The sequence below is a fragment of the Streptomyces sp. SP17BM10 genome, assembly GCF_036322405.1.
Classification (GTDB): domain Bacteria; phylum Actinomycetota; class Actinomycetes; order Streptomycetales; family Streptomycetaceae; genus Kitasatospora.
The window spans coordinates 80,394-98,983 of the sequence record NZ_JAQYXB010000588.1 but is presented as its reverse complement, the minus strand read 5'-3'; the positions used below and the strand labels follow the sequence as shown (position 1 = coordinate 98,983).

Sequence of the window (18,590 nt, the reverse complement as noted above, 5' to 3'; positions counted from 1 at the left end):
TGGAATCGGCAGGAACGGACGTTGACGTGGCTACGCAGAGTACGGACAAGGGCGCGACGGGTGGCGGCGGGGCCGGCCGGCGGCCCCGGCTGATGCTGCTCGACGGGCACTCGATGGCCTACCGGGCCTTCTACGCCCTGCCCGTGGAGAACTTCAACACCTCCACCGGCCAGCCCACCAACGCGGTCTACGGCTTCGCGTCGATGCTCGCCAACGCCGTCCGTGACGAGCAGCCCACCCACCTCGCGGTCGCCTTCGACCTCTCCCGCCAGACGTTCCGCTCCGTCGAGTTCCCCGACTACAAGGCCAACCGCGCCAAGACGCCCGACGAGTTCCGCAGCCAGATCGGCCTGATCGGCGAACTGCTCGACGCCATGAACGTCCCGCGGCTGACCGTCGAGGGCTTCGAGGCCGACGACATCATCGCCACCCTGGCCACCGCCGCCGAGGCGGCCGGCTTCGACGTCGACATCGTCACCGGCGACCGGGACTCCCTCCAACTGGTCACCGAGCACGTCACCGTCCTCTACCCGACCAAGGGCGTCTCCGAACTCACCCGCTACACCCCGGAGAAGGTCGCCGAGAAGTACGGCGTCACCCCGAGCCAGTACCCCGACCTCGCCGCCCTGCGCGGCGACCCGTCGGACAACCTGCCCGGCATCCCCGGCGTCGGCGAGAAGACGGCCGCCAAGTGGGTCAACCAGTTCGGCTCCTTCGACGAACTCGTCTCCCGCGCCGACGAGGTGAAGGGCAAGATCGGCGAGAAGCTGCGCGAGCACCTCGACTCCGTCAAGCGCAACCGCGTGCTCACCGAGCTCGTCCGCGACGTCCAACTCCCCCTCGGCGTGCCCGACCTGGCCCGCGCCTCCTTCGACAGGGCCGCCGTCGGCACCCTGATGGAGTCGCTGGAGTTCCGCAACGCCAACTTCCGCGACCGCGTCTTCGGCATCGACCCGGCCGCCGGCGAGGACGCCGAGGCGGCCGAACTCGCCCCCGGCGTCGAGGTCGACGGCGAACTGCTCACCGACCCGGGCACCCTGGCCGCCTGGCTGCGCGAGCACGCCGCCGACACCAAGACGCCGGTCGCCCTGGCCGCCGTCTACCAGTGGGCGCTCGGCACCGGCGAGGTCGCCGAAGTCGCCCTCGCCGTCGGGGAGTCGGCCGCCTGGTTCGACCCGGCCCTGCTCGCCGAGGAGGACGAACGCGCCTTCGCCGCCTGGCTCGCCGATGCCGCCGCCCCCAAGGCCCTGCACATCGCCAAGCAGGTCATGCGCGCCTTCGCCGAGCGCGGCTGGACGATCGCGGGCGTCGCCGCCGACACCGCCCTCGCCGCCTACCTGGAGAAGCCCGGCCGCCGCACCTTCACCCTGGAGGTCCTCGCCGAGGAGTACCTGGCCCGCTCGCTCACCCCCGCCACCCCGGCGGCCGAGAGCGGCCAGCTCGCCTTCGACGCCCCCGAGGAGGACCCGACGGCCGGCGCCCAGGCCCTCATGCTCCAGGCCCGCGCCGTCCTCGACCTCGCCGCCCTCTTCGACACCCGCCTCGCCGAGGTCGGCGCCGTCGAGCTCATGCGCGACATGGAACTGCCCATCGCCGCCCTGCTCGCCCGCATGGAGCGCTACGGCATCGCCGCCGACCGCCCCTGGCTCACCACGCTGGAGACGCAGTTCGCCGCCGAGATCCAGCGCTGCGTCGAGGAGGCCCACGCCGCCGCCGGGCACGAGTTCAACCTCGGCTCGCCCAAGCAGCTCCAGGAGATCCTCTTCGGCGAGCTCGCCCTCCCCAAGACCAAGAAGATCAAGACCGGCTACACCACCGACGCCGACGCCCTGACCTGGCTCGCCACCCAGACCGACAACGAACTGCCGGTCATCCTGCTGCGCCACCGCGACCAGGCCAAGCTGCGCACCACCGTCGAGGGCCTGCTCAAGACGGTCTCGCCCAAGGGCCGCATCCACACCACCTTCAACCAGATGGTGGCCGCCACGGGACGGCTCTCCTCGCAGGACCCGAACCTGCAGAACATCCCGGTCCGCACGGAGGAGGGGCGCGCCATCCGCCGCGCCTTCATCGTCGGCGAGGGGTACGAGTCGCTGCTCACCGCGGACTACTCCCAGATCGAACTGCGCATCATGGCCCACCTCTCCGAGGACGAGGCCCTGATCGAGGCCTTCGCCACCGGCGAGGACCTCCACACCACCGTCGCCTCCCAGGTCTTCGAGGTCCCGGGCGCCTCGGTGGACGCCGAGATGCGCCGCAAGATCAAGGCCATGTCCTACGGCCTGGCGTACGGCCTCTCGGCGTACGGGCTCTCGCAGCAGCTCGGCATCAAGCCCGCCGAGGCGCAGGGCCTGATGGACACCTACTTCGAGCGCTTCGGCGGCGTGCGCGACTACCTGCGCCGCGTCGTCGACGAGGCCCGGGCCACCGGCTACACCGAGACCCTCCTCGGCCGCCGCCGCTACCTGCCCGACCTCAACAGCGACAACCGCCAGCGCCGCGAGATGGCCGAGCGCATGGCCCTCAACGCCCCGATCCAGGGCTCGGCCGCCGACATCGTCAAGATCGCCATGCTGCGCGTCGACGACGCCCTGCGCGAGGCCGGCCTCACCTCCCGGATGCTGCTCCAGGTCCACGACGAAATCGTGCTGGAGCTGGCCCCCGGCGAGCGCGAGCAGGTCGAGGCCATCGTCCGCGACCAGATGGCCGGCGCCTACCCGCTGCGCGCCCCGCTCGACGTCTCCGTCGGCGTCGGCGCCAACTGGGAGGCGGCGGCGCACTGAGGCGCCGTGCTTCGCGGTGGGCCCGGACGCGTGAGTGTCCGGGCCCACCGCCCTTCTCTGCGCGATCATCGTGCGAAGAGCGGGGGAGCGGCAGCCGCCCAGGTCATGGTCTGCGGCCCAGTCCACACGGGCATCCCGATCCCACGCCCCCCGGCCCCGGCGTTCACGCCGGGCTCGGTGCGCTGACCGTGCACTGACCGGGAGCCGGCCGGTCCGGGCGTTGTCAGACCGTCTTGAGGGTGCCGCCGTCGATGACGTGATCGGCGCCGTGGATGTTGGCGGCGCGGTCGGACAGGAGGAAGGCGACCAGGTTCGCCACCTCCTCGGGTTCGGTGAGGCGTCCCGAGGCGGTGCCGAACTGCCCGGGCAGGCCTGCGAGCAGGTCGCCGTGGCCCATCCCGGACGCGGCGGCCACCCTGCCGCCGAAACCGTCCGGGTCGGTCCACACGGGAGTGGCCGTGGGGCCGGGGGAGACGGTGTTCACACGGACACCGCGTGGCGCCAGTTCCTCGCTGAGGTGCTTCCCGAACTGGTTCAACGCCGCCTTGGCCTCCGCATAGCCGACCGGTGCGCCGGTGGGCATGCGGGCGTTGATCGAGGAGATGTTCACGATCGCGCCCTTGCGTTCCAGGATGCTCGGCAGCGCCGCCTTGGTGGTCCACACCGCACTGAACAGGTTGAGGTCGAAGACCGTCCGCCACTGCTCGTCGTCGACGTCCAGGAACCCGGCCAGGGACAGGTTCCCCGTGTCGCCGCCCACGTTGTTGACGAGGAAGTCGATCCCGCCGACCGCGGCGAGCGTCTGATCGACCATCGACCGTGCGCCGTCGCGGGCGCTCAGGTCGACGGACACCGCCGCGGCGGCGACCTTCTCCAGCTCGGGTGTGACGGTTCGGGCGGCACCCACCACGCGGACTCCCTCCGCGGCCAGGGTCCGAGCGATCGCCAGGCCGATGCCGCGACTCGCTCCGGTGACCAGAGCGGTCTTCCCGCTGATGCCGAGATCCATGATCTCCCCATTCTCGTACGACGGATTCTTGAACTCGAGGTCTAAAATCAGGGCACAAAAAACGCCGCCACCCGCGGTGCTGCGGCTCAGAGGCGTGCCAGGGCCGTGTCGACGATCTGGAGCAGGACCGGCCGGTCGAACGTCTTGGCCATGACCCGCAGCCCCGCGAGGGTGGTCTGGACGAACAGCGCCTGCGCCCTGGCGTCGACGTCCCGGTCGACGTCACCGTCCCGCTGTCCTTGCTCGATGCGGGCCGCGAACAGCTCGACCATGCGTTCCTCGATGCGGTGGACCTTGCGGGTGGCCTCCTCGTCCCGCCCGCCGAGCTCCTCGACCGTGTTCTGCGCCAGGCATCCGCGACGGACCGGCCCGTCCAGGTCCGTGTCCACGAGCAGTACGAGGTAGGCGCGAATGCGCTCCTTGGCGGTCCCCGGCCGTGCGAGGAACTCCTCGGTCGCCTCCGAGCCCAACCGCCCGTAGAGGTCCAGCGCCTTGGTGAACAACTCCCGCTTGGAGCCGAAGGAGTGGTACAGGCTGCCCTTGGCCACTCCGGTCGCCTCGGCGAGGTCGGCGGGGGAAGTGCCGGCGTAGCCCTTGGTCCAGAACGTCTCCATCGCCTGTGCGATGACCACGTCCGGTTCGAAGTTCTTCGGCCTGCCCATGCCGCTACCGTAGTGAATACTTGACCTGCGGGTCAAGTATTCGGACCGTGCGCCGGTCCTCGGTGCGGATGGGGCGCGGTTTCCGACATACCGTCGGAAAGCAGACGTGTTCGAGGCGGGTAGCATGCGCTCAACGTCTCTTCTGGTGCCGGGAGTTGGCATATGAGCACACTGGTGGTCGGGTCGCGGGCCAGTCACCTGGCGCGGGCTCAGGTCAGGGAGTTCCTGGCGCCGCTGCGGGAGCGGTTTCCCGACGTGGCCTTCCGCCACCGGGTGATCACGGAGGTCGGTGACCAGGACCGCCGGTCGGCTCTCCGGGAGGTGTCGGAGCGCGGCGGCGGCTCGGCCTTCTCGGTGAACCAGGTGAACGCTCTGGTGTCCGGTGAGGTCGACGTGATCGTGCACTCGCTCAAGGACCTGCCGACCGCGAACCCGCCCGGCCTGGTCCTCCTGCCCCCGCCGCGCCGCGCGGACGTGCGGGACGCGCTGTGCGGTTCGACGTTGGCCGGCCTCCCGTACGGCGGCAGGGTCGGCACGTCGGCGTCGCGCCGGATCGCTCAATTGCTCTGTGTTCGGCCTGACGTGGTGCCGGTGGCGATCCGGGGAAACGTTCCGACCAGGCTCGGCAAGCTCCGGACGCACCAACTGGACGCGGTGGTCCTGGCCGCCGCCGGTATCAAACGGCTCGGCCGCCACGAGGAGATCAGCGAGATCCTGCCGATCGGGCTGTTCCCCCCGTCGCCGGGCCAGGGAGCGCTGGGCATCCAGATCCGCGCGGACAACGGGCTTGCCCGCGAGATCCTGGCCGGTTCCGGTGACCCGGTGACCGACGCGGAGGTGCGGGCCGAGCGGGCGATGCTGGCCGAGCTGCACGGCGGGTGCTCGGTGCCGGTCGGCGCCTTCGGCGAGGCGGATGGAGAAGTGCTGACCCTGCACGGGCAGGTCACTTCCGTGGATGGCGGGCGGCAGGTGGAGGCCCGTCTCTCCGGCCCGTTGAGCGAGCCGGAGAAGCTGGGCGTGCAGGTGGCCGGCCTCCTGCTGGACCGAGGCGCGGAGGACATCCTGGCGGAGGTCCGGGTCGCGGTCTGAGCTGCGCCTCCGGGTCGGTGGGCTTCGGCGTGGTCGTCAGCGGTGGTCGGCAGCGGCGGGCGGTGAAGCGACGACCGGTGTTGTCCGCGAGGGTGCGGCGCAGGAAGTTCGCCGGCGGTGACGAGGGCCTGCCGGGAGTGAGTGGCGTCGCCGAGGCCCGGACGGGGGTGGGTGGCGTCGAGGGAGAGGTAGGCGGCGGTCGGGTTGCCGGTGGTTCAGGGCTCCTGTCCTCCTGCACATGAGCAACAGCGCCGGGAAGTCCCGGTCAACGCCGCTCCACTCGGTGTCCGTCGCCGGGGTGGTGGTGCGGGAGGACGGCTGCGTGCTGGCGATTCGCCGGGCTGACAACGGGACCTGGGAACCCCCGGGCGGCGTGCTGGAGCTGGACGAGTCCGTCGAGGACGGCGTGCGCCGCGAGGTCTACGAGGATGCAGGAGGCGCAGCCGAGTTCGGCGACGTCTGACCCGTCCTGTGAGCTGCCCGAGACCCCACTACTCGCCGATGAGTAGGGGGTCTTCTGCTGCTACTTCCGGGTGTTGGTGCGGCGGGTGGGCTCTGCCGTGGTCGGGTCCTCGGGCCAGGGGTGGCGCGGGTAGCGGCCTCGCAGATCTGCGCGGACGGCGTGGTAGCCGTTTTGCCAGAAGGACGCCAGGTCTCCGGTGACGGCGGCGGGGCGGCCTGCGGGGGAGAGCAGGTGGATCGTGAGTGGTACCCGGCCGCCGGCCAGGGCGGGGGCCGCCGTCCAGCCGAAGAGTTCCTGCAACTTGACGGCCAGCACTGGGCGTTCGTCGCTGTAGTCGACTCGTATCTTCGAGCCGGACGGGACGGTGATGCGTTCGGGGGCGAGTTCGTCCAGGCGGCCCGCTTCGCCGGTGGCCCACGGGAGCAGGCGTTGGAGGGCGGCCGTCGTGTCGATCCGGGCGAGGTCGGCGCGGCGGCGGGCGCGGGAGAGTTCGGGCTCCAGCCACTCTTCGGCGTGGTCGAGGAGTGCCTCGTCGGAGACGTCGGGCCAGGGGGCGCCGATCGTCGTGTGGAGGAAGGCGAGGCGTTCGCGTAGTCCGGGGGAGGGCCAGGTGAGCACCTCGCTCACGCCCTCGCGGGTCAGGCCTTCGAGGAGGGCGGCGCGGACGAGCAGCGGGTCGGGGCGGTCCAGGGGTGAGGAGGACAGTTCGATCGCGCCCAGGGAATCGAGCCGGCGGGAGACCACCTCGCCGCGCCTCGTGTCCCAGTGGACTTCCTCAGTGGTGGTGAGCAGCGCCGCGCCCGCCAGTCGGGCGGTGTCCTCGTCCAGTGCGGCGGCGTGCAGCACCCGGGCGGAGTGCGCGCCCGCCGGGCGGTCGGCGACCGCTACGGCGAGCCACGGCAGGGCGCCGAGCCGGGTGTCGGGGCCAACTCCGCGGCCGTGCCGGACGCCATCAGGTACGGGCTGCGCTCGCCGGGGGCCGGCTTCTCGACGCGTGCGCGGGCGATTCGTTCGGGGAAGGCCAGGGCGACGACCAGTCCGGCGGCGGTCGCGTCGGGAAGCTGAGTGGCTGGCTCGTCCGAGGTGGCGCGCAGCAGGCGGCGGACTTCCTCGCGCCAGCGGCCCGCGTAGGGGTCGTTGGAGGAGCGGACCGTCCGCCAGGCCGTCCCCAGGTCGTCGCCGAGCGCGCGCGGCGGTTCCTCGGACAGCAGTGCGACCACCTCGGCGGCCCGGCGCGCACCGACTGCGGCGGCGCCGTCGACCAGCGCGCGACCCAGCCGGGGGTGCAGCCCCGTACGGGCCAGGCGGGCCCCGCGTGCCGTCGCCCGGCCGTCCGCGTCCACCGCCCCGAGCGCCCGGAGCGTCTGCCGGGCGGCGGCCATCGCGCCCGCCGGGGGCCGGTCGGGCAGGGCGAGGCCGGTGGCGTCCGGGTCGCCCCAGCAGGCGGCCTGGAGGGCGAACGGGGTGAGGTCGGCGAGCGCGATCTCCGGCGTGGGGAAGCGGGCGGCCAGCGCGTCCTCGGCCTCGGCCCAGCAGCGGTAGACGGTGCCGGGGGCCTCGCGCCCCGCTCGCCCGGCGCGCTGCCTGGCGGCGGCGAGCGAGGCGCGGACGGTGACGAGGCCGGCCAGGCCGCGGGCGTGGTCGGTGCGCGGCTCGCGGGCGAGTCCGGCGTCCACCACGACGCGCACACCCGGCACGGTGAGCGAGGACTCGGCGACGGCGGTGGTGAGGACGACCCGACGGCCGTCCCCGGCGGAAAGCGCGGCGTCCTGGACGGACTGCGGGGCGCGGCCGTGCAGTTGCAGCACGTCCACCGGTAGGTCGGCCAACTTCCCTGCCACCCGGGCGATTTCGCCGACCCCGGGGAGGAAACAGAGCACGTCCCCGTCGCGCTCGTCCAAAGCCCGCCGCACCACCGCCGCGACGTGGTCGAGCAGCGCCGGATCCACCCGGGTCCCGTGCGCGGGCCGGACGGCGCGCGGCGGCGGTGCCCACACCACGCCGACCGGGTGGGACACCCCGTGCGCCTCCACCACCGGTGCGCCGCCGAGGAGTTCGGCCCAGGCCTCGGTGTCGGACGTGGCGGAGGCGCAGACCAGCCGCAGCTCGGGCCGCAGCGCCTCCCGGACGTCGAGCAGGAACGCGAGCGCGGTGTCGGCGTCCAGGTGCCGTTCGTGGCACTCGTCCAGGACGACGACGTCGACGCCGGGCAGCTCCTGGTCGCGCTGGAGGCGTTGCAGCAGCACACCGGTGGTGACCACCTCGACCACCGTCGCCGGGCCGACGCGACGCTCGCCGCGCACGGTGTAGCCGACCTCGCGGCCCACGGACGACCCGAGCAGCCAGGCCATCCGCCGCGCGGCGGCCCGCACGGCGAGGCGACGCGGCTCGGCGACGAGCACCCGCCGCACGGGGCTCCCGGAGTCGAGCAGCCCGGCGAGCGCGAGCGGCACCAGCGTCGTCTTGCCGGTCCCGGGTGGCGCGGCGAGGACGGCGGTGCCGATGTCGTCCAGCGCGCGGTGCAGCGCCGGCAGCGCGGTGCGGACGGGGAGATCGCGCCACGGGGGGTTCGGCAAGGCGTCAGCCCCGCTCGGCCACGAAGATCGCGGTGCCGGGGATCAGCCGCCCGCGCAGCGGGGACCAGCCGCCCCACTCCTGCTCCAGGCCGGCCGGCCACTCGGGCTCGACCAGGTCCACCAATCGGAAGCCGGCGCCGACGAGTTCGCGGACCCGGTCGCCGATCGTGCGGTGGTGCTCGACGTAGCTGGCGCGCCCCTGTTCGTCCTCCTCGACGTACGGGGTGCGGTCGAAGTAGGAGGCGTTCGCGGTGAGGCCTTCGACGCCGGGCTCGTCGGGGAAGGCCCAGCGGATGGGGTGGGTCACCGAGAAGACCCAGCGCCCGCCGGGCCGCAGCACCCGGTGCACCTCGCGCATCAGGCGGGCGGTGTCGGCGCTGAACGGCACGGCTCCGTACGCGGAGCAGGCGAGGTCGAAGGAGCCGTCGGCGAAGGGCAGGACGGCGGCGTCGGCCTGGACGACCGGGACGGGCGCGTCGCCGCGGCCGAGGTCGATCCGGCGGGAGTGCTGGAGCTGGCGGAAGGAGATGTCCAGGGCGACCGGCCGGGCGCCCCGGGCGGCCAGCCAGCGCGAGCACTGGGCGGCGCCGGCGCCGAGCTCCAGGACGTCCTTTCCGGCCACCTCGCCGAGCAGCCGGGCGTCGGCCTCGTCCAGGCCCTCGGGGCACCAGGTGAAGCGGTCGTCGCCGAGGAACTCCCCGTGCTCGTCCTGGTACTCGTCCGCGTTGCGGTCCCACCAGTGCCGGCTGGCGCGGCTGCTCTCACCGGCTCCGGCCTGGCGCCTTACCGCGTCGTCGCCGTCGTCGTCAAGATCGTGAAGCTCGGACTGGGGGGTGGTGGCCACGGTGATAATGCCCATCGCGTAGGGTGTGGTGTGCGGAAGCGCCGCTGCCGCGAGCCGGCCCGAGAGGGTCCGGATCCAGGCGGTGGCATCCGGGGTAAGGGCCCCTTCGAGCGTCGCCGCGAGGCGCGCGATCGGAGGATATGGCCTGATCCGTACCAGGCTCCACCGTCTTGCCGCTCTTGGCGTTGACCGTGCCTGGCCGTCCCCGTATGCTACAAGTTGCGCTGCGGGCCTGCGCGCCTCGGACGGAGCAGGTCGCGCTCGCATCTGTCGAAGACCCCACGGTCGCAAGACGGACGCCGGTTCTCGTTGTTCACGGGAAGGCCGGTGCGCCGTGTTCTTGGCTGTCCGGCTTTCGGTGGGAGCGATACGGGCCCTCCGCGTGGCATTACCTACGACTTTCATGTCCGTACCGGAGCCCTTTTCCTAATGACGAGCCCCACCGACTCCTCCCTCAGCACCACCCCGCAGGTCGCGGTCAACGACATCGGCGACGCGGAGGCGTTCCTCGCCGCCATCGACGAGACCATCAAGTACTTCAACGATGGCGACATCGTCGAGGGCGTCATCGTGAAGGTCGACCGTGACGAGGTCCTCCTCGACATCGGTTACAAGACCGAGGGCGTCATCCCGTCCCGCGAGCTCTCGATCAAGCACGACGTTGACCCGCACGAGGTCGTCGCCGTCGGTGACAACATCGAGGCCCTGGTTCTCCAGAAGGAGGACAAGGAGGGTCGTCTCATCCTGTCCAAGAAGCGCGCTCAGTACGAGCGTGCCTGGGGCACGATCGAGAAGATCAAGGAAGAGGACGGCATCGTCACCGGTACCGTCATCGAGGTCGTCAAGGGTGGTCTCATCCTCGACATCGGCCTCCGCGGCTTCCTCCCCGCCTCGCTCGTCGAGATGCGCCGCGTCCGCGACCTCCAGCCCTACGTGGGCAAGGAGCTCGAGGCCAAGATCATCGAGCTGGACAAGAACCGCAACAACGTGGTCCTGTCCCGCCGTGCCTGGCTGGAGCAGACCCAGAGCGAGGTCCGCCAGACCTTCCTCACCACCCTGCAGAAGGGCCAGGTGCGCTCCGGCGTCGTCTCCTCGATCGTCAACTTCGGTGCCTTCGTGGACCTGGGTGGCGTCGACGGCCTCGTGCACGTCTCCGAGCTGTCCTGGAAGCACATCGACCACCCGTCCGAGGTCGTCGAGGTCGGCCAGGAGGTCACCGTCGAGGTCCTCGACGTCGACATGGACCGCGAGCGCGTCTCCCTGTCGCTGAAGGCGACCCAGGAGGACCCGTGGCAGCAGTTCGCCCGTACCCACCAGATCGGCCAGGTCGTTCCGGGTAAGGTCACCAAGCTGGTTCCGTTCGGTGCGTTCGTCCGCGTGGACGAGGGCATCGAGGGTCTGGTCCACATCTCCGAGCTGGCCGAGCGCCACGTCGAGATCCCGGAGCAGGTCGTCCAGGTCGGCGACGAGATCTTCGTCAAGGTCATCGACATCGACCTCGAGCGTCGTCGCATCAGCCTGTCGCTCAAGCAGGCCAACGAGGCCCTGGGTGCCAACCCGGCCGAGGTCGAGTTCGACCCGACCCTGTACGGCATGGCCGCCTCGTACGACGACCAGGGCAACTACATCTACCCGGAGGGCTTCGACCCCGAGGCGAACGACTGGCTGCCCGGCTTCGAGAAGCAGCGTGAGGAGTGGGAGCGCCAGTACGCCGAGGCGCAGACCCGCTTCGAGCAGCACCAGGCCCAGGTCATCAAGAGCCGTGAGGCCGACGCCGAGGCCGCTGCCGAGGGTGGCGACGCCGTCGCCGCCGCCGCCGGTGGTTCCTACTCGTCCAGCAGCGACGAGGGCTCCGGCGCTCTCGCCTCGGACGAGGCCCTGGCCGCCCTGCGCGAGAAGCTGGCCGGCGGCCAGAGCTGAGGCTCTCGCTTCCCGCTAGCGACCAGCTAGGGAAGGGGCCCCATCCGGATTTCGATCCGGATGGGGCCCCTTTCGTTTCCGGTTCGTTTTCCGATGTGACTTATGTGCTGTTTATGTGGAGGAAAGTGTGAGATGAGGCTCATCGCCCTTCTCTAGGCCGGAGTTCGGGTTCCACCTACATTGAGTGGAACTGCCCGAAAGGCTCCTTCATGCGCAACCCCTCCTCCGCTGCCGCCGACCTCCGGGTCCGCGGGCGGCTCGCCGCTCTGGGGCGGTTCTGCTTCCGGCACCGGCGCTGGGTCCTCGGTTTCTGGGCCGTCGTCCTGGTCGTCGGGGTCCTGATCGGCGGCCGGGTCTTCGAGGGGTCGGTGGCCGGGGCCTCCTCGGCCGCTTCCGAGGCCGACCGGGGCAGCGCGGTCGCCACCGCGGCCGATCCGGCCCGGGGGGTCGTCACCGCCGTCGTCGACGCCAAACCGACGGACAAGGGCTCGGTGGACGGTGCGGCGGTACGGGCGGCCGTCACCAGGGCCACCCAGGAGATCGCCGCCCTGCCCGGCGTCGCCTCCGCGAACGACGCCTACGGGCCGGGGCCGGGCGCCGCCGCGCTGCGCTCGGCCGACGGGAACGCGAGCCTGGTCACCGTCCGCATGGCCGACGCGAGCACCGTCGCGCAGGCGGACGCCGTCACCCAGCGGCTGGCCGCGCTGAACGGCACCGGCGGGGCGCACGTCACCGTCGGCGGTGACCTCGTGCTCCAGCAGGAGGTCAAGAAGCAGACCGAGCAGGACACCCGCTTCGGCGAGATCGTGACCCTGCCGCTCACCCTCGTCGTCATGGTGCTGGTCTTCGGCGGCCTCGCCGCGGCCAGCCTGCCGGTGATCGGTGCGGTCGCCTCGGTGGGCGGGGCGCTGCTGGCCATGTTCGGCTTCAGCCGGATCATGGACATCGACACCAGCGTGCTGCCGATCGCCACCGTGCTGGGGCTCGGACTCTCGATCGACTACGCGCTGCTCATGGTGAATCGTTTCCGCGAGGAACGCGGGCACGGCGCCGACATCGCCGCCGCCGTCGAGCGCACCGCCGCGACCGCCGGGCGCACCGTCGCCTTCTCCGGGCTGACCGTCGCCGTCGCACTCGCCGGCCTCTTCGTCTTCACCAGCCCGGTGCTCGGGGCCGTCGCCGCCGCCGGGGTGAGCGTGGTCGTGATCGCCGTCGCCGCGGCCCTCACCCTGATCCCCGCGCTGCTCGGTTTCGCCGGCTCGCGGATCAAGGCGCCGGCCGCGCCCGTGCCCGACGAGGGCTTCTTCAGCCGGACCGTCCGCCGGGTCCGCAAGCGGGCGGTGCCCGTCGCGCTGGCCTGCACCGCGCTGCTGATGGCCGCCGGGGCGCCGTTCCTGCACGCGGAGATGCGCAACTCCGGGGCGGCGGTGCTGCCCGCCTCCTCGGCCGGGCGGCAGGTCGCGGACGCGATCGACCAGCGCTTCCCGCAGCTCGCCGCCGCGCCGATCACGGTGGTCGTCGAGGGCGGGGCTCCGGTGGCGCAGGCGTACGCGGACGAGGTCGTCGCCAAGCTGCCCGGGGTGAGCGGGGTGCGGGCGGTCTCGCCGGTGAGCGACTCCGTCTCGACGATCGACGTGCTCGTGCACGGGGACCCGCAGGGCGGGACGGCCAAGCAGGTCGTCGACGAGCTGCGGGCCGACCGCGGCGGACTGCGGACCTACGTGACCGGCGGCGCCGCCTCGGTGGTCGACTTCGCCGACGAGCTGAGCTCGCGCGGGCCCTGGGCGCTCGGGCTGGTCGCGCTCGGGACGCTGGTGCTGCTGTTCCTGATGACCGGGTCGGTGGTGATGCCGGTCAAGGCGCTGCTGATGAACCTGCTGTCGCTGGGCGCCTCGCTCGGCGCGCTCACGCTGATCTTCCAGGACGGGTACTTCAGCGGGCTGCTCGGGTTCAGTCCGACCGGCGGGCTCGAGACCTTCATCCCGGTGCTGGTCTTCGCGTTCGCGTTCGGGCTGTCCATGGACTACGAGGTGTTCCTGCTCGCCCGGATCAAGGAACTGCACTCGCGCGGCTACAGCTGTGCGAAGGCGGTGGAGCTCGGCGTGCAGCGCAGCGGTCGGATCATCACCTCGGCGGCGCTGCTGATGGTGATCGTCTTCGCCGGGTTCGCACTCGGGGACATGCTCATGGTCAAGCAGATGGGCATCGCGCTGGCGGTCGCCGTCGCGGTGGACGCCACGCTGGTGCGCTGCCTGCTGGTGCCGGCGGCGATGAGCCTGTTCGGCGAGTTCAACTGGTGGGCGCCGGCGCCGCTGAAGCGGCTGCACCGCCGCTTCGGGCTGAGCGAGCACGTCGAGCTGCCGCCGATCGCGCCGGCGGTGATCCCGGCGCAGCGTCCGGTGCTCGTGGGTTCGGGCGTGGGTACGGGCGTGGGCTCGGCGGCGGGGGCGGCTGCGGGGACCGCGACGGGCTCAGCGCAGCCGGCTCAGTAGGGCGATGCTCGCGCGCAGGGTCTGCCGCTCCTCGGGGGTGAGGCGGGCCTCGATGGCGGCGGCGATCTGCGCTTCGCGGCGGGCGCGCTGTTCGAGCAGGGCGGTGCGGCCGGCCTCGGTGGCGGTGACGAGCAGCTTGCGGCCGTCGGTGGGGTGCGGCTCCTGGGTGACGAGGCCGGCCCCGGCGAGGAGGGTGACGGTGCGGGCCATCGACTGGTGGCGCACGCGTTGGCGGTCGGCGAGTTCGGCGACGGTGTAGGAGCGTTCGTCGCGGACGAGGAGGCCGAGGACGGCGGCTTGGTTCTGGGGCAGCTCGTCGTTGTCGCGCAGGGAGCGGACCAGGCTGCCGAGGGCGGCGCGCAAGTCGGCGGCGAGTTCGAGGGTCTCGGGGGCCGGACGGTTCATGGGAGAAGCCTACCGGGAATCTGTGCAGCAAAACTGTGTAGTCATGCTGTGCAGTCTTGCTGTACTGTTTTTCCATGCGAATCACCAAGTTCGGACACGCCTGCGTACGTCTGGAGCACGACGGCGCCACCGTCGTCATCGACCCCGGAATGTTCACCGACCCCGCCGCCTTCGCCGGGGCCGACGCCGTCCTGATCACCCACGAGCACATGGACCACTTCGAGGAGTCCCGGCTGCGCGCCGCGCTGGAGGCCGACCCGGCCCTGCGGGTGTGGACCAACGACGCCGTGGCCGCCCGGCTCGACGGCGTGGCGCAGCGCGTGACGGCCGTCGGCGAGGGTGACGCGTTCGAGCTCGGCGGGCTGGAGGTCTCCGTGCACGGCCAGTGGCACGCGGAGATCCACCGGGACATCCCGCTCGTGAAGAACGTCGGCTTCCTCTTCGGTGGCCGCCTCTTCCACCCCGGCGACGCGCTCACCGTGCCGCCGCACGCCGTCGAGACCCTGCTCCTGCCGATCGGCGCGCCCTGGACCAAGGCGGGCGAACTCGTCGACTACGTCCGGGAGGCCGCCCCGCGCGTGGCGGTGCCCGTGCACGACGCGGTCCTCAGCCCGCTCGGGCTCGCCGTGCACACCAACCTGGTCGGCGAGGACGGCCCGGGCGGTGCCCGGATGCAGGCGCTGGGCGAGGGCGAGAGCCTCGACCTCGACTGACCGCGGTCGAGGGGGCGCCGGTAGCCTGGCGCCATGCTGAAGATCGGACTGACGGGTGGCATCGGCGCCGGCAAGAGCGAGGTGTCCCGGCTGCTCGCCGCCCACGGCGCGGTGATCGTGGACTCCGACGTGATCGCCCGCGAGGTGGTCGCGCCCGGGACGGCCGGACTCGCGGCCGTGGTGGCCGAGTTCGGGCCCGCGGTGCTGCGGCCGGACGGCTCGCTGGACCGGCCGGCCCTCGGCGCGATCGTGTTCGGCGCGCCGGACCGGCTCCAGGCGCTGAACGCGATCGTCCACCCGCTGGTGCGGGCCCGCTCGGCCGAACTGGAGGCCGCCGCCGCGCCGGACGCCGTCGTCGTGCACGACGTGCCGCTGCTCGCCGAGAACGGACTCGGCCCGCTGTACGACCTGGTCGTCGTGGTCGACGCGGCCGACGACGTGCGGGTCGCGCGGCTGGTGGAACTGCGCGGCATGACCGAGGACGAGGCCCGCGCCCGGATGGCCGCGCAGGCCACCCGGGAGGAGCGGCTCGCGATCGCGGACGTCGTGATCGACAACAGCGGTCCGCTGGAGGAGCTGCCGGCCCGCGTCGCCGAGGTGTGGGCGCGGCTGCGGTCCTAGGTCGCCGCTCTCGCGCGGGCCTGGATTCCGTTCGTCCCGGGAGCGACGATGGCTGGATGACTGATCATTCCTCCTCCGGGAGCCCCGCCGCTCCCGTCGAGGTCGTGCGGTTGCCGCAGTACACCCGAGCCGACCAGGACGAGATCCTCGGGCCCGGTGACGACCCCTTCGGCGTGGCGCACACCGGGTTGGCGTTCCTGCCCAAGGACATCCACTTCGGCGTCCGGTCCGACGGGGGCCGGCTCGTCGCGCACACCGGTCTGCTGCAGCTGCCACTCACGGTCGGGAGCACGGACGTGCCGGCCGTCGGCGTCGGGGGCGTCGCCGTCGCCCCCGACCGGCGCGGCGGCGGCCTCGCGCGCGCCGTGGTCGGGGCCGCCCTCGACCACGCCCGTACACTCGGCCCCGCGTACGCCCTGCTGTTCTGCCGCCCGCCGCTCGTCGGCCTCTACGAGCGGCGGGGCTTCCGGGCGGTGCCCGGCGAGGTGACGGTCGAACAACCCGGCGGGCGGCTCGTCGTGATGCCGCTGCACACGATGTGGGCGCCGCTGAGGGCCGGTGCCGCATGGCCGGAGGGGGCGGCGCGGCTGCGGTCGCTGCCGATGTGAGGGACCGCAGTCAGGAGGCGACTGCCGCCCGCTCGGCGGCGGCGGCCCGCTCGACCGCCGCGACGGCCAGGGCGCGGATCATCGCGTGCGGGCGGGTGCCGTCGCCGGCGAGCTCCGGTTGGAACAGCGAGGCCAGGAAGAACGGGTGGTCCGTCAGCTCCAGGATGCGCACCGAGCCCTCCTCGTCCGCCCCGCTGAACCGCAGCCCGTGCTCGCTCAGCCGGTCCAGGTAGGCGGCGTTGAGCCCGTACGCGCAGTGGTAGCGCTCCATCGTGCGGGTGGTGCCGAGGACGCGCTCGGCGAGCGTGCCGGGGGTGACGGTGACCGCGCCCTCGTGGCCGACCAGCGAGCACGCGAGCGGGGCGATGACCTGGGCGTCCCGGTCCGGATCCTGCTCGGCGTGGACGGCGTCGCCGATGCCGCAGACGGTGCGGGCGAACTCCAGCACCGCGTGCTGGAAGCCGGCGCAGGTGCCGAGGAAGGGGATGCCGAGCTCGCGGGCGGTCCGGACGGCGGCCAGGGCGCCCTCCTCGCTGCGGTAGGGGCTGCCGGGGAGCAGCCAGATCGCGTCGAAGCGCTCGAGGGCGCCGGGCGCCCCGGCGTCGTCGGTGGGGATCCAGTAGGCGTCCAGGTCGAGCTGGTCGCGGGTGGCGAGGGCGTCGAGCAGGCCGGGGACGCGGGCGTGCGAGCGGACGGCGGGGGAGCGGTCGCCGACCAGGGCGATGCGCGGGGTCTGGTAGGTCATGCGGCTATCCTGGCCCGGCACCCGAGATCAGCGCCAACGATGATTTCTTACCTCTCGATCAGATCGGCTGATGAGCCTGTGGATCCGCAGCAGCTGCGCACCTTCGTCACCGTCGTCCGCCTGGGCTCGTTCTCCGAGGCGGCGCGCGACCTCGGCTACACGCAGTCCGCCGTCTCGCAGCAGATCGCCGCGCTGGAGGCGGACCTCGGGGCGCCGCTGCTCGTCCGCCGCCCGGTCGGCCCGACCGAGGCGGGCGTGCGGCTGCTGGAGCACGCCGCGCCACTGCTCGTGCGGCTGGAGGCGGCGCGCGCCGACGTCGCGCGCCTGGTGGGTGCCGCGAGTGCCCGGCTGGTGCTCGGCGCCACCCCGCTGGCGCTCGGCGCTGCGGTCGGGCGTGCGCTCGGCGAGGTGCGCCGGGCGTACCCGCGTGCGGAGGTGGACGTCCGGGTGCTCGGCCAGGACGCGCTGCCCGCGCTGGTCGCCACCGGGGACGTCGACCTCGCCCTCGTCGACGGGCTCGCCGCGCCCAGCGACCCGCTGCCGCTGCCCGACGTAGGCCCGCTCGGCACCGTCGCCGTCGCCGAGCAGCCGGTCGTCGTGGCGCTCCCCGCCGGACACCCGCTGGCCGGCCGGCCCGGGATCGCCCTCGCCGACCTGTCCGCGGCCCGCTGGCTCGACGCCCCCGACCTCACCCCGCCGCCCGCCCGGCTGCGCGCGGCCACCGGCACCGACGGCTTCCGCCCGGCCGTCCGCTACCGCGGCACGGACGTGCACGCCCTGCTCGCGCTCGTAGCCACCGGCCACGGCCTGGCCCTGTTGCCGCCGTCCGCCCTGGCCGCCTCGCCCGGCGTCGTCGGGGTGCCGGTCACGGCGCCGCGCCTGGTGCACCGCACCGAACTCGTGCACGGCAGCCTGCCGGATGGCCCGGCGGCCATGCTGGCACGGGAGTTGACGGACCGGTGAACTCTTACCAGTAGTTCACGTTCCGAGGCTGACGTTGTTCGTGGTGGCGCTGCTGTCATGGGCACAGTCGCCCGGCAGTCGGCCGGGCCGGCCCAGGAGAGATCATCCGTGATGATTCGTCAGCGCCTGACCGTGGTCGCCGTGGCCACCGCCCTCGCCACCGCCGGGCTCGCCGCCGGGACCGCGCAGGCCGCCGCGCACCCGTCCACGCACAAGTCCGGTGCCCGCGCCGCCGCTTGTTCGCGCGCGTCCCTGCCGCTGCCCGACCCGGCCTGCACGCCGGGCGCCTACAACCCGGCCGTCACCCAGGCGACCATCCAGAAGACGATCTGCGTCTCCGGCTGGACCGCCACCGTGCGCCCGCCGACGAGCTACACCAACGCCCTGAAGGTGCAGCAGATCGCGCAGTACGGCTTCTCGGACACCAACCCGGCCGACTACGAGGAGGACCACTTCGTCCCCCTGGAGCTCGGCGGCGCCCCGCGTGACCCGCGGAACCTGTGGCCCGAGCCGCGGTACGGCAACGAGCCGGCGCAGAGCAAGGACACCGTCGAGAACCGGCTGAAGAAGGCGGTGTGCGGCGGGCAGGTCACGCTCGACGCCGCGCGCAGAGCGATCGCCTCCGACTGGACGACCGCGCTGAGCCGCCTCGGCCTGTGACGGCTCCGCCGGCCCGCCGAGCGTGGTGACGGGCCGG

At 72.8% G+C, this 18,590-nt stretch carries 14 protein-coding genes and 2 pseudogenes; 10 read left to right on the top strand and 6 right to left on the bottom strand.

Going from position 1 to position 18,590, the window contains the following annotated elements; genetic code table 11:
• Nucleotides 1–92 precede the first annotated feature (92 nt).
• A complete protein-coding gene (polA, locus tag PUR71_RS19275; protein WP_329928446.1) occupies nt 93–2,783 on the top strand; it encodes a DNA polymerase I in 2,691 nt (896 codons plus the stop codon).
• Between the two features lie 223 nt (nt 2,784–3,006).
• Here polA and PUR71_RS19270 read toward each other — a convergent pair whose 3' ends face one another.
• Both PUR71_RS19270 and PUR71_RS19265 read right to left on the bottom strand, forming a co-directional pair.
• The gene (locus tag PUR71_RS19270; protein WP_329928272.1) at nt 3,007–3,792 is read right to left on the bottom strand and encodes an SDR family oxidoreductase; all 786 of its coding nucleotides are present in this window, start codon (nt 3,790–3,792) and stop codon (nt 3,007–3,009) included.
• An 86-nt stretch (nt 3,793–3,878) separates the two neighbouring features.
• A complete protein-coding gene (locus tag PUR71_RS19265) occupies nt 3,879–4,454 on the bottom strand; it encodes a TetR/AcrR family transcriptional regulator (RefSeq protein ID WP_329928271.1) in 576 nt (191 codons plus the stop codon).
• A 162-nt stretch (nt 4,455–4,616) separates the two neighbouring features.
• Here PUR71_RS19265 and hemC point away from each other — a divergent pair, with 162 nt between their 5' ends.
• Complete coding sequence (hemC, locus tag PUR71_RS19260; protein WP_329928270.1) at nt 4,617–5,543, top strand: hydroxymethylbilane synthase; 927 nt, start codon at nt 4,617–4,619, stop codon at nt 5,541–5,543.
• Between the two features lie 238 nt (nt 5,544–5,781).
• Nucleotides 5,782–5,979: pseudogene (locus PUR71_RS19255) on the top strand (NUDIX domain-containing protein); the annotation flags it as partial.
• Between the two features lie 87 nt (nt 5,980–6,066).
• Here PUR71_RS19255 and hrpB read toward each other — a convergent pair.
• Together hrpB and PUR71_RS19245 are read right to left on the bottom strand one after the other, a co-directional pair.
• Nucleotides 6,067–8,582 (bottom strand): annotated as a pseudogene (hrpB, locus tag PUR71_RS19250) (ATP-dependent helicase HrpB).
• Between the two features lie 4 nt (nt 8,583–8,586).
• On the bottom strand, nt 8,587–9,441 hold the full coding sequence (locus tag PUR71_RS19245) for a class I SAM-dependent methyltransferase (RefSeq protein ID WP_329928269.1): 855 nt from the start codon (nt 9,439–9,441) through the stop codon (nt 8,587–8,589).
• Between the two features lie 414 nt (nt 9,442–9,855).
• On the opposite strand from PUR71_RS19245, the gene rpsA reads away from it, so the two are divergent.
• The gene (gene rpsA / locus PUR71_RS19240; RefSeq protein ID WP_329928268.1) at nt 9,856–11,346 is read left to right on the top strand and encodes a 30S ribosomal protein S1; all 1,491 of its coding nucleotides are present in this window, start codon (nt 9,856–9,858) and stop codon (nt 11,344–11,346) included.
• A gap of 209 nt (nt 11,347–11,555) precedes the next feature.
• Nucleotides 11,556–13,838: an MMPL family transporter gene (locus PUR71_RS19235; protein WP_329928267.1), complete on the top strand. Its 2,283-nt coding sequence runs from the start codon at nt 11,556–11,558 to the stop codon at nt 13,836–13,838.
• Here PUR71_RS19235 and PUR71_RS19230 read toward each other — a convergent pair.
• On the bottom strand, nt 13,818–14,243 hold the full coding sequence (locus tag PUR71_RS19230) for a MarR family transcriptional regulator (RefSeq protein ID WP_329928266.1): 426 nt from the start codon (nt 14,241–14,243) through the stop codon (nt 13,818–13,820). The two genes, PUR71_RS19235 and PUR71_RS19230, sit on opposite strands and share 21 nt — an antisense overlap.
• Before the next feature lie 74 nt (nt 14,244–14,317).
• Here PUR71_RS19230 and PUR71_RS19225 point away from each other — a divergent pair, with 74 nt between their 5' ends.
• The 3 genes from PUR71_RS19225 to PUR71_RS19215 are packed head-to-tail and all read left to right on the top strand — an operon-like array spanning nt 14,318 to nt 16,185.
• A complete protein-coding gene (locus tag PUR71_RS19225) occupies nt 14,318–14,956 on the top strand; it encodes an MBL fold metallo-hydrolase (RefSeq protein ID WP_329928265.1) in 639 nt (212 codons plus the stop codon).
• 33 nt (nt 14,957–14,989) lie between these two features.
• On the top strand, nt 14,990–15,577 hold the full coding sequence (gene coaE, locus PUR71_RS19220; RefSeq protein WP_329928264.1) for a dephospho-CoA kinase: 588 nt from the start codon (nt 14,990–14,992) through the stop codon (nt 15,575–15,577).
• Between the two features lie 56 nt (nt 15,578–15,633).
• Nucleotides 15,634–16,185 carry a GNAT family N-acetyltransferase gene (locus PUR71_RS19215; protein WP_329928263.1) on the top strand — a complete coding sequence of 184 codons (552 nt, stop codon included), beginning with the start codon at nt 15,634–15,636 and terminating at the stop codon, nt 16,183–16,185.
• 10 nt (nt 16,186–16,195) lie between these two features.
• On the opposite strand, the gene PUR71_RS19210 is transcribed toward PUR71_RS19215, so the two are convergent.
• Entirely contained in the window at nt 16,196–16,930 is a 735-nt protein-coding gene (locus PUR71_RS19210) for a CTP synthase C-terminal region-related (seleno)protein (RefSeq protein WP_329928262.1), read from the bottom strand.
• A gap of 78 nt (nt 16,931–17,008) precedes the next feature.
• On the opposite strand from PUR71_RS19210, the gene PUR71_RS19205 reads away from it, so the two are divergent.
• A complete protein-coding gene (locus tag PUR71_RS19205) occupies nt 17,009–17,893 on the top strand; it encodes a LysR family transcriptional regulator (protein ID WP_329928261.1) in 885 nt (294 codons plus the stop codon).
• Nucleotides 17,894–18,004: 111 nt separating this feature from the next.
• Nucleotides 18,005–18,553 (top strand): hypothetical protein, encoded by a 549-nt coding sequence (locus tag PUR71_RS19200; RefSeq protein WP_329928445.1) that lies wholly within the window; start codon nt 18,005–18,007, stop codon nt 18,551–18,553.
• Nucleotides 18,554–18,590 lie beyond the last annotated feature (37 nt).